Here is a 14,964-nt window from a genome sequence, read left to right as displayed (position 1 = left end):
TTTCCTCCTTATATTATCTGGAGTTATCGTTAAACTTTTCGAAGGTTTAAACGCTCCATGGCTTTTTGATAACTTGCTTCCGTTGCAAAATTAATTTCTGATTCTAATAATTCGCATTGCCCATCTAATAGAGCTGTTAAAATGCGTTCTTTGACTTCTTGTACCGTTAGTGTTAAGTCTAATAATTGTGATATATTTGCCATACTATTGGCGTTAACAGTTGGATAATGCCAACGAGTTTCTTCTCTCTTAATGCTTTTTTCATAATAATCATGGATTAAGTTTCCACGTTCTTCTTGATTTCCATTAATGCTAAGATAAATAGAGACGCAAATAGAATTTTTGAAACGTCTCTGCGCAATTCCAGCGAATTTCTTTCCTTGGATACTTAAATCATAGTCTCCTGGACAATAGGAATCACTCACTTCAAAGGCTTGGATTTTTTTTTTCCAATGGCTTCTGGAAAGGCACGTGTAATGAGTTCTTGCATCCATTCATAGACTTGAGCAATCGTAGCGTTTTGTCTAGAAAATAATAAACTAATATTTAAAACGCCTGAGTTACTAACAACCGCTAAGCCTCCAGCATGACGAACAACTGGTGTGTAGTTTCGTTGTTTTAATAAAGCAACTCCTTCTTCTAAATAGGGTGTTTTAGTATCTGTCATTCCTAAAATGACTGTATCTTCCATTTCCCAAAAATGTAGAAAAGTTTCTGCTGGGAATTGCACCAAATGATGTAAAATGGATTCATCCACTGCAAATGGAACAAAATAATCTTGCATTTGTTCTGATGAAGAGACAATCGTTTCTAGTAATTGTACTTGTTGATTTGTAATAGGTGTTTGTATCATAAAAAATCCTTTCCAATAAATTAGGAATACACTTACATTATAGCAAAAAAACGCGTATTCAGGCATAAAGAAGCGATTTTTTTGCCAAATTATTAAAGAATTTTCAAGATTTTAATGAAATGGTGGAGTTTTTCTTAGAGATTGAGTAGGATAAAGTTGAAAATAATACGAAAAGAGGGATTTTTATGAAAATTTTAGTCGTAGATGACGATCGCGAGATTGTTGAATTATTATCGATTTATTTAAGAAATGAAAAATTTGAAATTGTAAAAGCATATGACGGAAAACAAGCATTGGAAAAAATCCAAGCTTATCCAGATATTGATATGGTGATTTTAGATATTATGATGCCACGATTAGATGGAATTTCTGTTGTGCATGAAATTCGTAAAACGAATGATACTTTACCGATTTTATTACTTAGTGCTAAATCAACAGATATTGATAAAATTCAAGGATTAACAAATGGGGCAGATGATTATGTAACGAAACCTTTTAACCCATTAGAAGTCATTGCACGTGTAAAATCATTATTACGTCGAACTTCAGCTTTAACAAAAGAAAGTGAAAGTACTGAAGAGATTACGATTGGTCCATTATTAATTAATAATGGCTCTCATCAAGTAACAACATTAGATGGTTTAGAAATTCAATTAACCGTGTTAGAGTTTGGGATTCTATTCCTACTTGCAAGTCATCCAAATAAAGTATTTAGTGCGGATGAGATTTTTGAAACAGTATGGAAACAAGAAAGTATTGTCTCTACTAAAACCGTAATGGTTCACGTGAGTCATTTACGTGACAAGATTGCTGAAGCAACAGGTGGAGATAAAGTCATTGAAACCGTATGGGGAGTTGGCTATAAAATTGAAAGTAAATAGGAGATTTTTTCAAAAAAAGGCAGTTAGAGTGGAAAAACCTGCTGCCTTATTGAAATTAACAGCCAGGGAAATTAGTGAATTATTTTTAGAAGGCATTATTACGCTCTGTATCGTCTTTGTCTTATATTTAGGAGCATTAGTATTGTTGAATCAATTTCTAGATGCACCTAGATACTTTGTAGACGGTAGTCGTTCGATTCGTCAAGCATGGAATGTAGATCTTAGTGAAATTCGATTATATAAAAATATTTTTTCCATTAGTTCGATTATTTTTGCGATTGGATTTACCTATTGGCGTTTAATTCGTCGTTATCATCAAATGCAATTGTCTCATGTTTTAGAGGAATTACATTTAATTGCGCAAGGAGATTATGATCGAAGAATTCCTTTCCAATTAGCAGGTGATATGGGAAAAGTAGTGACGAGTATTAATCGTTTAGTAGATTCAACCGTAAGCGCCATGGAAGATGAACGGATGATTGAAAAATCAAAAGATGAATTGATTACAAATGTTTCTCATGATATTCGTACCCCTTTAACATCTATTATTGGGTATTTAGGATTAGTCATTAATGGTAAGCCAAAAACACCCGAAGAAACAAAACGTTATGCAGAAATTGCGTATCATAAAGCGCAACAAATGAAAGCATTAGTAGATGATTTATTCGAATATACAACGACAAGTCCAAATGGAGCACCGTTGCGATTGAATGACATTCCGGTAGCAAATTTCTTAGAACAAGTAGCAGCCGATTTTGAATTAGAAGCACAAAAACGTCAAATGACGATTGAAGTGATTCCGCCAAAGAAAAAAATGGTGTTAGAAATGGATGCGGAAAAAATGGTGCGTGTTATTCATAACTTGCTATCAAACGCCATTAAATATGGTCGTGAAAATACAAAAATTATGATAGAAGTATTGGAACAAAAAGACATTGTAACCATTGCGGTTCGTAATATTGGAGAACCTATTTCTAAAGAAGTGTTGGAGCGTTTATTTAGTCGTTTCTATCGTGCAGAAGGCTCTCGTTCGAAAGAAACAGGTGGAACAGGCCTAGGGTTAGCCATTGCGGATAATATCGTTCGTAGTCATGGTGGAAGAATGTTAGCTGAATCCGTTGGAGAAGTGATTAGTTTTTATATTTGCTTGCCGAATGATGCGGATGTTTAAAGAAAAAGTATTTCTGAAATACCGACCCCGAAAAGTTTGACTAAAAATCTAACGCTTGGAGGTCGGTATCTTTTTGCTAGTCATCATTTTATAAAATTGTTATGATAGAACAAAATGAACGTGGAGGAAGAAGTATGAAATTAACAACATGGAATGTGAATGGGATTCGTTCGGTGTTAAATAAAGGAGCTTTACAAGAATATGTATTAGAAGCTCAACCAGATATTTTATGTTTACAAGAGACAAAGGCACAGCCTGAACAAGTGGAGTTAGGAATGGAATTTGCAGGATATCATGCCTATTGGAATTCAGCTGTGAAAAAAGGGTATTCTGGAACAGCCATTTTTACAAAAGAAGAACCGATTTCTGTTCAATATGGATTAGGAATTGAAGAACATGATCAAGAAGGACGTGTCATTACAGTAGAATATACGGACTATTATTTAGTGACAGTGTATACGCCAAATGCAAAACGTGATTTAACTCGTTTAAGTTATCGCCAAGTGTGGGAAGATGATTTCTTAACCTTTATTAAAAAGTTAGAAGAAACAAAGCCGGTTATTTTGTGTGGTGATTTAAATGTAGCGCATAAGGAAATCGATTTGGCAAATCCAAAAACAAATACAAAAAATGCAGGATTTACAAAAGAAGAGCGTGAAAAATTTGATCAAATTGTAGAGAATGGCTTAGTAGATGCGTTCCGTTATCGTTATCCAGATACAGTAGGAGCTTATACTTGGTGGAGCTATATGGGTGGTGCTCGTGCAAGAAATATTGGATGGAGAATTGACTATTTTGTTGTATCAGAAGTGTTAACCTCTCGCATTCAAGAAGTGAAAATTCGTGCGGATGTAACCGGAAGTGACCACTGTCCAGTGGAGATGGAAATTATCTAAGAGTTTAAAAATGTCTGAATTTTGGTAGTGAGGGACTATGAAGATTCAGACTTTTTTGTTAAGTAGGAATCTGCTCAAAATTTGCTCATTTTTTTGAATTCACTTAAAATGAAGATGTATGACTATACAAGAACGTTTGTTCGTAATGTAAAAGAAACTATGCTATACTAAGGCGAACGCCTAAAGGCAGAGTTTTTGATTTTAGATAGAAATAGAGGAAGATGGAATGGCGAAAGATCAGATTATCGTTCGTGGAGCACGCTCCCATAATTTAAAAAATATCGATGTAACAATTCCAAGAGATCAATTAGTAGTAATTACAGGATTATCTGGTTCAGGGAAGAGCTCACTAGCATTTGATACATTATATGCAGAAGGACAAAGAAGATATGTAGAGAGTTTATCAGCCTATGCACGACAATTTTTAGGGCAAATGGATAAACCAGATGTCGATAGTATTGATGGATTAAGTCCGGCAATTGCGATTGACCAAAAAACAACTTCTCGTAACCCTCGTTCAACAGTGGGAACAGTAACGGAAATTAATGATTACTTGAGATTGCTATATGCACGTGTAGGAAAACCTTACTGTCCAAATGACGGAACTTTAATTGAAAGTCAGTCGATTGAACAAATGGTGAATCGTGTAATGGAATTGCCAGAAAGAACAAAAATTCAAATTTTAGCTCCAATTGTAAAAGGGAAAAAAGGAGAACATAAAAAAGTTTTCGAAAATATTCAAAAAGACGGCTATATTCGTATTCGAGTAGATGGCGAAATGATGGAAACAACGGATGAAATTTCATTAGAAAAAAATAAAAAGCATTCGATTGAAATTGTTGTTGACCGTATTATTGTGTCCGATAAGAGCCGTTCAAGATTGTTCGATTCATTAGAAGCAGCGCTTCGTTTAGCAGAAGGGTATGCGATTGTCGATGTCATTGGGCAAGAAGAAATCTTGTTTAGTGAGCATTATGCTTGTCCTCATTGTGGATTTACTATTGGAGAATTAGAGCCACGTCTATTTTCATTTAATGCACCTTTTGGAGCTTGTCCGAAATGTGATGGATTAGGAATGAAATTAGAAGTGGATATCGACTTAGTTATTCCAGATAAAGAGAAAACTTTAAATGAAGGAGCATTAGCGCCTTGGAATCCGATTAGTTCGAACTATTATCCAGAAATGCTGCGTCAATTTTGTGAGCAGTTTAAAGTTCCAATGGATTTACCTTTTGAAACATTAACACAATCTCAGAAAAATCTAGTGTTATATGGTTCTGGAGACGCCACTTTCCATTTCCATTATGAAAATGAATTTGGTGGTGTTCGAGATGTGGATGTACCTTTTGAAGGAGTCATTGTCAATGTGAAACGCCGTTACCATGAGACGAATAGCGAGTATACAAGAGAACAAATGCGTCAATATATGACAGAATTATCGTGTAAAGCTTGTCATGGACACCGTTTAAATGAACAGGCATTAGCAGTAAAAGTGAATCATAAACATATTAGTGAAGTGTTAGAATTATCCGTTGATGAAGAAATTGAATTTTTCAAAGAGTTAACCTTATCTCCACAAGATGAACAAATTGCCGCTCCTATTTTAAAAGAAGTGCAATCTCGTTTAACATTTTTGAAAAATGTTGGTTTGCAATATTTAAACCTTAGCCGTGCAGCAGGAACATTATCAGGGGGAGAAGCGCAACGGATTCGTTTAGCGACTCAAATTGGATCGAATTTATCAGGAGTTTTATATATTTTAGATGAGCCATCAATTGGATTGCATCAAAGAGATAATGATCGATTAATTCAATCGTTACAAAATATGCGTGATTTAGGAAATACATTAATTGTAGTCGAACATGATGAAGACACCATGAGAGCAGCGGATTACTTAATTGATATCGGACCAGGAGCAGGGGAATTTGGTGGGCAAATTATTGCTGCTGGAACGCCAAAAGAAGTGGAAAAAAATCCAAACTCATTAACGGGTCAATATTTATCAGGGAAAAAATCAATTGCCGTTCCAACTGAACGTAGAACAGAAGATAAAGGGTGGATTCACTTAAAAGGAGCAAGTGAAAATAACTTAAAATCTGTTAATGTGGATATTCCTTTAGGAAGATTAGTAGCAGTTACAGGAGTTTCAGGTTCTGGAAAGAGTTCTCTTGTCAATGGAGTATTGAAAAAAGCTTTAGCAAGAGAAATTTCAAAATCAAAAGAAAAACCTGGGGCCTTTAAATCAATTGAAGGATATGAAGGTTTAGATAAAATTATTGATATCGATCAAAGTCCAATTGGTCGTACTCCAAGAAGTAATCCAGCGACTTACACAAGTGTATTTGATGATATTCGTGATTTATTTGCAACGACAAATGAAGCAAAATTACGTGGCTATAAAAAAGGACGTTTTAGTTTTAATGTCAAAGGTGGACGATGTGAAGCCTGTAAGGGAGACGGTATTTTAAAAATTGAAATGCATTTCCTACCTGATGTATACGTTCCGTGCGAAATTTGCCATGGTAGTCGTTATAATTCAGAAACATTAGAAGTCAAATATAAAGGAAAAAGCATCGCTGAAGTATTAGAAATGACGGTAGATGATGCGGTAGAATTTTTCCAAGCTGTGCCAAAAATTAAGCGAAAACTTCAAACGATTAAAGATGTTGGTTTAGGCTATGTGACTTTAGGGCAATCTGCTACAACTTTATCAGGTGGAGAAGCACAACGAATGAAATTAGCGAGTGAACTGCAACGAGTGTCTACAGGCAATACCTTTTATGTATTAGATGAGCCAACGACAGGGCTTCATACAGATGATATTGCACGATTATTAGAAGTATTGAATCGTTTAGTAGAATCAGGAAATACAGTTTTAGTGATTGAGCATAATTTAGATGTAATTAAAACGGCTGACTATATTATTGATATGGGACCAGAAGGTGGTAGTGGCGGAGGACTAGTTGTCGCTACTGGAACACCTGAAGAAGTGGCTCAAGTTGAAGGAAGCTTTACAGGGCAATATTTGAGGAAAGTATTGAAATAATGAACTGCCTTAAAGTTTTTAGAGACTGTTTATCATAAAAGTTAGACTTTTTTGAGAACTCAAGCAGAATGATTGTCATGTAAAAAAAAGTGTGGTATTCTTTGTTTATAAAATAACGTTTTCGGGGCAAGGTGTAATTCCTTACCGGCGGTATAGTCCGCGAGCCGAACAGGCATGATTTGGTGCAATTCCAGAACCGATAGTGATAGTCTAGATGAGAGAAAATGGTTATATTTCACGTTCGAAGATACCAATTCATTTGATATATAAGAATGCGGCAATGAAATGTAGACCATTTTGTTGCTGCGTTTTTTGGTGCAGTTATACAAATAAAATGGAACAAGAGCATGAGAAACCATCCGATCCTTCACCCGGTTAAGGAGGAGATGTACGGTGAGTACAAATGCAAAAACAGTGTCACGTTATGCGACAAAACAAATCATTTTAGTAGGACTGTTCGGTGCGTTAAGTGCGATTTTAATGTTATTAGAATTTAGTCTGCCATTTATTCCACCATTTGTTAAAATGGATTTTTCTGAATTGCCTGTTATTTTAGGAGGTTATTTATTAGGACCATTATATGGTGCGTATATTGCGATTGTAAAAGTTGCATTGAACTTTGTTTTAAATGGAACAACAACATTTGGGATTGGCGAAACAGTTAACTTAATTGGAAGTTTAAGTTTCATGTTACCAGCGGTATTTTATTATAAATACAACCGTACATTCAAAGGGGCGATTACAAGTTTAGTGATTGGTACAACTGTTGCAACAGTAGTCTTATTAACAGCGAATTATTTTGTAATGTTCCCATTATATGCAACAGCGATGCATTTCCCAATTGATAAAATTGTTGCCCTTGCAGCTACTACAAATCCATTTGTGACAAATCTATGGTCATTAATGCTATTTGCTTTATTACCATTTAATGTATTAAAATTCGGTTTAAGCAGTGTACTATCGTTAATGCTTTATAAAAAAGTTGAAAAAGTATTAAAACTAGAAAAACAATAAATTTAACAAACCTACTACCCCAAACTTGTTAGAAATAACTACCGTTTCTAACAAGTTTTTTGTGGAGAAAATTCTTGGTATTGTAGATCGAAGAAGTTTCTTATAAAGATTTGCCTTTTTTCTGTATGTAGTATAAACTTTACAAAAATATGAATAAGAGGTGTTTTCATATGAAAGAAGAAAATATTTCAAGATTTATGAAGGATGGAAAGATTATTGTTCTTCCTAAAAAACAGAAAAATAAAATAGAGATTTTTGAATTTATTTATGCGCATTTAAAGAGTCATTCAGAGACTTATACTGAAAAAGAATTGAATGAAAAAATTAAGGAACTATATGATGATTTTGCTACAATGCGCCGTTATCTAGTGGATTATAAATTTATCATTAGAGATAATTATGGTCAACATTATCAACTAAATCCAGAGGTTGTATTAGATAATTAAATACAAGAACAGGAAACGGTAGAGGGAAAGTCTCTATCGTTTTTTTGATGTTCTAAAGATAGTTGGTGAATTGTCATCAAACGAGATGTTTCGAGTATAGTCGATAAAAGGGAGAAAAATCAATTCAGTTTCGACTATAATCGAAATGATAGTTTTAGTAGTATTTTTGAGAAAAATACGGTAGGATGGATACCGGAATAAATGAAAGTAGAGGAGTAGAATATGAAAAAAGACACGCGAAGTTTGTTTCAAACGGGCGCAATAGTGTTAAGTATCCTTTTTATCGTTCTTGCGATGATGAATTCACATTTTGATTGGCAATTATTAGCGATACCGGGAAGTGCATTTGCCTTATTATCAATTTTTATGAGTTGCTTATTATTATGGTTATTTGTAGGAATAGACTGGCCTAGTATTTTATGTTTAGTCTTATTAGGACTCGGGTGGCTGCCCAAAGTAACCTATAGTCAAGTGTTTTCTCTTTCTTTTGGGAACAGCACATTTGTTTTCTTATTATTTACCTTTATAGTAACGTATGCTTTAGAACAGACTCCTGCTCTGAAACGGTTAGTCGGTTGGTTTTTAAAAACGAATTTTGCTAAGAAAAGTCCGAGTCATTTTTTAGGAGCCTTTCTAGGAGCGGTATTAGTTATTAGTTGTTTTATTTCACCGACGATTTTATTTATGATTGTTTTTCCAATTTATGAAGAAATGATGGAAGTATTTGGTTTAGAAAAAGGCAGTCGACAAGCGTCCTTTATTTTAATGACATTATTTTCAACTATTGCAATTGGGACTGCGATGACGCCGATTAATCATGTATTTGCCATTACGGCAATGGGCTTGTATCATACTGCAACTGGTGTAAGTATTTCGAATGTCCAATATATGGGAATTGCGATGCCTGCCGGGCTTTGTATTTTTGTTGGAATGTTGGCGAGTTTACACCGCTTATGGAAATTAGATTTATCAGAAGTAACTTTTCAAAGTTTAGAATCATTGGAAAATTTACCAGCAGTAACGAAAAAAGAAAAATGGATTGTTTCTATTTTTTCAATTGTAATTGCTTTATGGATTATTCCAGAGTGGTTAGGGCTTGTTTCACCTAGTGTGGCAGCTTTCTTAAAATCTGCAGGGATGGCATTTCCTCCAATGATTGGGGCTGTATTATTAGCTTGTGTCCGTGATGGTGAAAAACCGCTACTGTCGATTCAAGAGGCGTTAACACGTGGCGTTTACTGGCCAAGCTTATTATTAGTGGGTGCAACTTTAAGTTTAGGAACTTTATTAACAAAACCAGAATTAGGAGTATTACCTTTAATTGAAAGTGGGTTAACTCCATTATTCCATCAATGGAGTGCGATGATGATTGTCATTGTCTTTGTCATTTGGGCTGGCATTCAAACGAATTTTTCATCGAACTTAGTTACCGTTTCTGTTGTGACGACAGTATTAACAACGATTGCTGCTAGTACAGACTTAGGAATTCATACAGCAGTTGTCGCTTGCTTAATTGGTTTTATGGCAAGTTTAGCCTATATGACTCCACCAGCAATGCCTTATGTAGCTATTTCTGTAGGTAGTGGATGGACGAGTTCAAAAGATGCCTTTTTATATGGTGGATGGTTATTGGTGTTAAGTATTGCAAGTGCCGTCGCAATCGGGTATCCATTAGGGACTCTATGGATGTAAGAAAGGAGAAAATCATGTTAGAAGAACAACGTCAAAAAATTGATCAAATTGATCGACAAATTGTTGCGTTATTTGAAGAACGTACGAATGTAGTCGAAGAAGTTGCAAAAATTAAGTTAGAGAACGATATTCCAATTTTAGATAGTGGACGTGAGGAACAAGTGATTTTGAAAGTTCAATCGTATTTAAAAGATGAGTCTTTAAAAGAGGACTTGGCTGAACTTTATACTGAATTAATGCGTATTTCTCGTGAACACCAAAAAAATTGGATTGAACAACAAGGATAAAATGACGAAAACTCCAATCGTTTCGAATGAAGTGGTTGGAGTTTTCTTATATAAAAATAAATATTTTTTTGAAAAAAGGTATTGCAAAAAGTTAAAGACTAGTGTACTATATACGAGTACGTTATTTTAATAACAGCTGGAGGGGTAGCGAAGTGGCTAAACGCGGCGGACTGTAAATCCGCTCCTTAGGGTTCGGCAGTTCGAATCTGCCCCCCTCCACCATTGGGGTATAGCCAAGCGGTAAGGCAACGGACTTTGACTCCGTCATTCGTTGGTTCGAATCCAGCTACCCCAGTAGGATAGACAGCTTCGGCTGTCTTTTTTATTTCCTAAATTTTTATTAAATTTTCTCAGATACTCTTGATTTTAAATACCTAGTCAGTGATGATAGTCGTAAAGGTGGGAGTTAGAGAAAGGAGCAAAGGTGATGAAAAAGTTTAGTACCTATTATTGGAAGTTCATCATGGGAATGATAGTACTAACGAGTGTCCTAACAGTATATGCCATGAATCAAGGAAGTTCATTATTAGCTAAAGATGGTGAAGTCATTTTATTTGTTTTTCTAATGGCCTTATTGATTATGATTGCCGAACAACGGAATGTGAAAATGTGCAAAAATTCTCCATTAATGGTATTAGGAGAAATGATGTTTGCGATTATGTTAACACCAATCTTTTTTATGTCGTATCGTTATATGGCAGAAGTATTAAGTTTAGGATGGATTCTTCATTTGTCTATTCCAATGATTTCAGTGATACGACTGCTTGGGATGATGCAATATGTATTAGTATTGGTAAGTCCAATTATGGCGATTTTAAAAGCGATTCAATTTGTGAAGACTCCTTATGAAAAGAAAGTTAGTTAAAGTAAACTCTCAAAATAATAGAAGCTCTATTGTTTTGAGAGTTTATTTGTTTTTTTTTGTAAAAAATGGAATAATTTAAGGGTTTTAAGTTAAAAGACTAGGATTTTTCTCGAAAACGGTTTATAATTACTTCGTAAAGAAAGCGTTTAAAAATGATTAGGAGAGGAGGAATAATCATGAATGAAATAGAATTAGTTTGTTTTAAAATGATTAGTGCATTAGGGGCGGCTCGTTCTGCTTTTATGGAGGCAATGGCAGCCGCAAAAAAAGGAAATTTTGAAGAAGCTCAATCTCTGATTGAGGAAGGTCAACAGCAACGATTAAAAGGACATGAAATACATTTTGAATTATTACAAAAAGATAGTTCAGGAAATAAAGTACCTTTTTCGTTGCTTTTATTACATTCAGAAGATCAATTGATGAGTGCAGAAATTTTACAAGTAACAAGTGAAGAAGTGCTCGCATTATATCAACGATTGGATAAAATTGAAAAATCATAAATCATTGGAGGAATAGATATGAAACGTGTGTATTTATTTTGTAATGCAGGAATGTCTACAAGTTTAGTGGCAAGTAAGATGCAAGAAGTTGCAAATCAACATCAATTGCCAATAGAAGTTAAAGCATTTTCTGATGTTCAGCTAGATTCTGTAGTTCAAGAATTTCATCCGGATGTCATTTTGTTGGGGCCTCAAGTGAAATTCAAATTTAATGCTACTCGTGAAAAATACGAACCTACTGGTATTCCTGTAGAAGTCATTAATTTGGAAGATTATGGGAATGTCAATGGGGAACGTATATTAAAACGCGCGATTCAACTGATCAAAAATAAAAAATAGGGGGAATTGTTATGTTTGCTTCGTTAGAAAAAATAATGGGAAGTTCCGCGGAAAAATTAGGCAATAATAAAGTCTTAATTGCGATTCGTGATGGTTTCTTAGTATCCACACCATTAATTATTGTGGCTTCTATTTTCCTTGTCATTGCGAACTTTCCAATACCAGGTTATGTTGATTTCTTAGCTCAATTTTTTGGTCAAGGTTGGCCAAGTAAAATGGATGCTGTCATTGATTCAACATTTAGTGTTTTAGGTTTATTAGGAGCTGTAGGGATTGGTTACGCTTATGCCCGTCAATTAGAAAGCGATCCAATTGCGGGTGGAGCCGTTGCTCTTGTATGTTTCCTTATTATTACACCAAAAGTTCATTCTGATTTCGTAAATGCAGCGAATGGTAAAGTGTTTAATGGATTTGCGTTAGGTCATTTAGGTTCTGCAGGAATGTTTTTAGCCATGTTAACAGCTATTATTTCTGTAAAAATTTTTGTAACGGTTAAAAACAAAGGTTGGGTTATTAAAATGCCTGACGGTGTTCCGCCAGCTGTAACACAATCATTTGCAGCATTAATTCCAAGTGCGTTTGCAATGTTCTTCTTCTTTGTAGTGTATTTAGTGTTCTCAGTAACAGATTATCAATATGCTCATAACTTTATTTATAAAATTTTACAAGCACCATTAATGGGATTCGGACAAAGTTTAATTTTTGAACCAATTTATCAGTTCTTATCTACTTTATTCTGGTTCTTTGGTATTAATGGTCCTGCTGTAACGAATACAGTATTTAATCCAATTCATTTAGCTTTAACAGCAGAAAACTTAGAAGCCTTTAAACAAGGAGTAACACTTCCTAATATCTTTACAAGTCCATTCGGCGATTTCTTTGGAAACTTTGGTGGTGGCGGTAGTACATTGTCACTTGTTTTCTTAATGGTATTCTTTGGAAAATCAGAACGTATGAAAAAATTAGGACGTTTAGCCATTGTACCTGGTATTTTTGGGATTAACGAAATGATTATTTTTGGATTACCAGTTGTATTAAATCCATTAATCGTTATTCCATTTATTTTAACACCATTAGTGAATACTGTTTTAGCGACTGTTGCAACTCTTGTAGGATTAATTCCATATACTACAGGAGCAGCACTTCCTTGGACAACTCCATTCTTCTTCTCTGGTTGGTTAGCCACAGGAAGTATCGTAGCAGGTTTATTCCAAATTGTATTAATTATTATCGGAATGTGTATTTACTATCCATTCTTTAGAGTGATTGATAAACAATATCTTCATGAAGAACATCAAGCTTCTAATTCATTAAGCGATGAATTAGATGAATTGTCATTGGATGATTTAAGTTTTGATGATTTATAAAAAGTAATAAACGAGTAGAAAAGTTGAATGTGCGGAGGTGGGAAGACAACAGAAATGAATAAATTTCTGTCGCTATTCCCACTTTTTTTGAAGGGAGAATGCATATGCGAGTGATATTATTTTTAAATCAAATACAGGCAGGTTATGGTGGAAAGGAAAGAGCAGATACTCCTCTTGGGCTAGAAAAAGGAGGAATTGGCTCCTACTTAATGTATAAAGATTACTTTTTAAAAGAAAATTTACAAGTATTAGCGACTGTCTATTGTGGTCCAGATTATTTTGCGAATCATAAGGAAGAAGTGCTTCATAAAATTCATAATTTGATTTTGAAAACAAAAGCAGAAGTGTTATTTGCTGGTCCGTGCTTTAATGATGAAACTTTTACAGAAATGGCAGCGAATGTAGCTTCTTTTATTGAACATCAAACAGATTGTAAAACGTATGTAGCTTGTTCAAAAGAAAATGAAGAGATCATTCAACAATTCAAGGAACATACGACAATGATTGAAATGCCTAAAAAAGGTGCAGTTGGTCTGAATGAAGCATTGAAAGACATTGCATTGATTATTGCGCATGATCAACAAGATTCGAATCGGATTTATCGTTAGAAAGGAAGCGAGTGAAGTGGAGTTAAGTACCTTATGTAGTCTACCTGGAGTTTCAGGAGATGAGTATGAAGTCCATCAATATTTGTCTCAAGCATATAAACAATTGAATTTAGACTTGAAAAGAGATAAGTTGGGTTCGATTTTTGGTGAGAGACAAGTGGAGAATAGTCCTTTTAAAGTGATGATTAGTTCTAATATCGATGAATGTGGAGGAGTGATTGACGATATTCATGGAAATGGATTATTGTCTTTTGTGACTATTGGAGATATTTTGCCAAAAGATTTTCTTCATCAACGAGTTTGTCTGTTAACACGACATCATCAACGAGTCTATGGCTATATTCTACAAAAACAAGAGAAATTTTGGATTCATATAGGAGCTAAATCACTGCAAGAAGTGGAAGAGTTTGGAGTTCAAGTAGGAGATACTTTTGTATTAGAAATTCCAGTGATTGAAACCGAACAAATGATTTTAAGTAAAAATCTATCTAATCGAGCGGGAGTTTATGCTGCATATGAGTTGATGAAAACAATATCCTCTTTGCCGTATACACTTAGTATTGGGGGAATTGCTCAATCGATTGTGGGATATAGAGGAGCTATTACTGCTACAAATACGATATTACCCGATGTTTCGATTGTATTAGATGTAGCGCCAGTTAGAGATTATGCAGAACAAACTGTCTATATTCGTTATTTTGACAAGACATTATTACCGAATGTTTCGTTAGTGAAAGAAATTAAAACAGTTGCTCAAAGTTTAGGATACGAAGTGAAGGCAAATGTCCAAGAAAAAGGGACGGATGGATCGTTTATTCATAAATCTCTAGCAGGAACACCGACGGTTGTGGTTGTGATTCCGTTAAAAGAAGAGGGAGAATTGGTCCAATTATTGAATAAGGAAGATTTGAAACCTGTCATTCATACGCTTCAAGTATTTTTAGAACATTTAACTCTCCAAAAAGTTCAGCAACTGGCTTTCCAAGAAAGTTGGTGAAG

General features: G+C 34.6%; 16 protein-coding genes, 2 tRNA genes and 1 riboswitch. Of the genes, 16 read left to right on the top strand and 2 right to left on the bottom strand.

Translation table 11 applies throughout. The features are described from left to right. Positions 1-29: 29 nt before the first annotated feature. Together LK443_RS02595 and LK443_RS02590 are read right to left on the bottom strand one after the other, a co-directional pair. Positions 30-425 carry a lipoate--protein ligase family protein gene (locus LK443_RS02595; protein WP_265416431.1) on the bottom strand — a complete coding sequence of 132 codons (396 nt, stop codon included), beginning with the start codon at positions 423-425 and terminating at the stop codon, positions 30-32. After that, entirely contained in the window at positions 422-853 is a 432-nt protein-coding gene (locus LK443_RS02590) for a lipoyl protein ligase domain-containing protein (RefSeq protein ID WP_227931999.1), read from the bottom strand. The genes LK443_RS02595 and LK443_RS02590 overlap by 4 nt, the downstream gene beginning before the upstream one ends. Positions 854-1,038: 185 nt before the next feature. On the opposite strand from LK443_RS02590, the gene LK443_RS02585 reads away from it, so the two are divergent. The 16 genes from LK443_RS02585 to LK443_RS02510 all read left to right on the top strand — a co-directional run bounded on the left by LK443_RS02585 (position 1,039) and on the right by LK443_RS02510 (position 14,962). Then, complete coding sequence (locus LK443_RS02585; RefSeq protein ID WP_227931998.1) at positions 1,039-1,734, top strand: response regulator transcription factor; 696 nt, start codon at positions 1,039-1,041, stop codon at positions 1,732-1,734. Continuing rightward, positions 1,652-2,905, top strand: a complete 1,254-nt coding sequence (locus LK443_RS02580) for a sensor histidine kinase (protein ID WP_416217397.1) — start codon at positions 1,652-1,654, stop codon at positions 2,903-2,905. The genes LK443_RS02585 and LK443_RS02580 overlap by 83 nt, the downstream gene beginning before the upstream one ends. 134 nt (positions 2,906-3,039) lie before the next feature. Beyond that, positions 3,040-3,801 carry an exodeoxyribonuclease III gene (locus LK443_RS02575; RefSeq protein ID WP_227932436.1) on the top strand — a complete coding sequence of 254 codons (762 nt, stop codon included), beginning with the start codon at positions 3,040-3,042 and terminating at the stop codon, positions 3,799-3,801. 226 nt (positions 3,802-4,027) lie between these two features. Then, positions 4,028-6,847: an excinuclease ABC subunit UvrA gene (gene uvrA / locus LK443_RS02570; RefSeq protein WP_227931996.1), complete on the top strand. Its 2,820-nt coding sequence runs from the start codon at positions 4,028-4,030 to the stop codon at positions 6,845-6,847. 113 nt (positions 6,848-6,960) lie between these two features. Then, positions 6,961-7,077: riboswitch (FMN riboswitch) on the top strand. Positions 7,078-7,240: 163 nt separating this feature from the next. After that, positions 7,241-7,861 carry an ECF transporter S component gene (locus LK443_RS02565; RefSeq protein WP_227931995.1) on the top strand — a complete coding sequence of 207 codons (621 nt, stop codon included), beginning with the start codon at positions 7,241-7,243 and terminating at the stop codon, positions 7,859-7,861. Between the two features lie 170 nt (positions 7,862-8,031). Further along, the gene (locus LK443_RS02560) at positions 8,032-8,307 is read left to right on the top strand and encodes a DUF2087 domain-containing protein (protein WP_227931994.1); all 276 of its coding nucleotides are present in this window, start codon (positions 8,032-8,034) and stop codon (positions 8,305-8,307) included. 222 nt (positions 8,308-8,529) lie between these two features. After that, positions 8,530-9,999 carry an SLC13 family permease gene (locus tag LK443_RS02555; RefSeq protein ID WP_227931993.1) on the top strand — a complete coding sequence of 490 codons (1,470 nt, stop codon included), beginning with the start codon at positions 8,530-8,532 and terminating at the stop codon, positions 9,997-9,999. A gap of 14 nt (positions 10,000-10,013) precedes the next feature. After that, positions 10,014-10,286 (top strand): chorismate mutase, encoded by a 273-nt coding sequence (locus LK443_RS02550; RefSeq protein ID WP_227931992.1) that lies wholly within the window; start codon positions 10,014-10,016, stop codon positions 10,284-10,286. Positions 10,287-10,424: 138 nt separating this feature from the next. After that, positions 10,425-10,508, top strand: a tRNA-Tyr gene (locus LK443_RS02545). Position 10,509: 1 nt separating this feature from the next. Then, positions 10,510-10,581: transfer RNA gene (locus LK443_RS02540), tRNA-Gln, on the top strand. A gap of 132 nt (positions 10,582-10,713) precedes the next feature. After that, on the top strand, positions 10,714-11,151 hold the full coding sequence (locus LK443_RS02535) for a hypothetical protein (protein WP_227931991.1): 438 nt from the start codon (positions 10,714-10,716) through the stop codon (positions 11,149-11,151). 176 nt (positions 11,152-11,327) lie between these two features. Continuing rightward, positions 11,328-11,651, top strand: coding sequence for a PTS lactose/cellobiose transporter subunit IIA (locus tag LK443_RS02530; RefSeq protein WP_227931990.1), 324 nt, complete (start codon positions 11,328-11,330; stop codon positions 11,649-11,651). A gap of 18 nt (positions 11,652-11,669) precedes the next feature. Further along, positions 11,670-11,990: a PTS sugar transporter subunit IIB gene (locus LK443_RS02525; RefSeq protein ID WP_227931989.1), complete on the top strand. Its 321-nt coding sequence runs from the start codon at positions 11,670-11,672 to the stop codon at positions 11,988-11,990. An 11-nt stretch (positions 11,991-12,001) separates the two neighbouring features. Next, positions 12,002-13,357, top strand: a complete 1,356-nt coding sequence (locus LK443_RS02520; protein WP_227931988.1) for a PTS sugar transporter subunit IIC — start codon at positions 12,002-12,004, stop codon at positions 13,355-13,357. 104 nt (positions 13,358-13,461) lie between these two features. After that, complete coding sequence (locus LK443_RS02515; RefSeq protein ID WP_227931987.1) at positions 13,462-13,965, top strand: GrdB-related putative oxidoreductase; 504 nt, start codon at positions 13,462-13,464, stop codon at positions 13,963-13,965. After that, on the top strand, positions 13,931-14,962 hold the full coding sequence (locus tag LK443_RS02510; RefSeq protein WP_227931986.1) for a hypothetical protein: 1,032 nt from the start codon (positions 13,931-13,933) through the stop codon (positions 14,960-14,962). The genes LK443_RS02515 and LK443_RS02510 overlap by 35 nt, the downstream gene beginning before the upstream one ends. The last annotated feature ends 2 nt before the right edge of the window (positions 14,963-14,964 follow it).

Origin of the sequence: Granulicatella elegans (genome assembly GCF_020735385.1) — a bacterium.
Taxonomy (GTDB): domain Bacteria; phylum Bacillota; class Bacilli; order Lactobacillales; family Aerococcaceae; genus Granulicatella; species Granulicatella elegans_B.
This window is presented reverse-complemented; position numbering and strand designations above follow the sequence as displayed.

What these genes read in the sequence shown, in the direction of transcription:
- LK443_RS02590 (WP_227931999.1), bottom strand. Translation starts at nt 853, where the DNA reads ATGATACAAACACCTATTACAAATCAACAAGTACAATTACTAGAAACG.
- LK443_RS02585 (WP_227931998.1), top strand. Translation starts at nt 1,039, where the DNA reads ATGAAAATTTTAGTCGTAGATGACGATCGCGAGATTGTTGAATTATTA.
- LK443_RS02575 (WP_227932436.1), top strand. Translation starts at nt 3,040, where the DNA reads ATGAAATTAACAACATGGAATGTGAATGGGATTCGTTCGGTGTTAAAT.
- uvrA (WP_227931996.1), top strand. Translation starts at nt 4,028, where the DNA reads ATGGCGAAAGATCAGATTATCGTTCGTGGAGCACGCTCCCATAATTTA.
- LK443_RS02560 (WP_227931994.1), top strand. Translation starts at nt 8,032, where the DNA reads ATGAAAGAAGAAAATATTTCAAGATTTATGAAGGATGGAAAGATTATT.
- LK443_RS02555 (WP_227931993.1), top strand. Translation starts at nt 8,530, where the DNA reads ATGAAAAAAGACACGCGAAGTTTGTTTCAAACGGGCGCAATAGTGTTA.
- LK443_RS02550 (WP_227931992.1), top strand. Translation starts at nt 10,014, where the DNA reads ATGTTAGAAGAACAACGTCAAAAAATTGATCAAATTGATCGACAAATT.
- LK443_RS02535 (WP_227931991.1), top strand. Translation starts at nt 10,714, where the DNA reads ATGAAAAAGTTTAGTACCTATTATTGGAAGTTCATCATGGGAATGATA.
- LK443_RS02530 (WP_227931990.1), top strand. Translation starts at nt 11,328, where the DNA reads ATGAATGAAATAGAATTAGTTTGTTTTAAAATGATTAGTGCATTAGGG.
- LK443_RS02525 (WP_227931989.1), top strand. Translation starts at nt 11,670, where the DNA reads ATGAAACGTGTGTATTTATTTTGTAATGCAGGAATGTCTACAAGTTTA.
- LK443_RS02520 (WP_227931988.1), top strand. Translation starts at nt 12,002, where the DNA reads ATGTTTGCTTCGTTAGAAAAAATAATGGGAAGTTCCGCGGAAAAATTA.
- LK443_RS02515 (WP_227931987.1), top strand. Translation starts at nt 13,462, where the DNA reads ATGCGAGTGATATTATTTTTAAATCAAATACAGGCAGGTTATGGTGGA.
- LK443_RS02510 (WP_227931986.1), top strand. Translation starts at nt 13,931, where the DNA reads ATGATCAACAAGATTCGAATCGGATTTATCGTTAGAAAGGAAGCGAGT.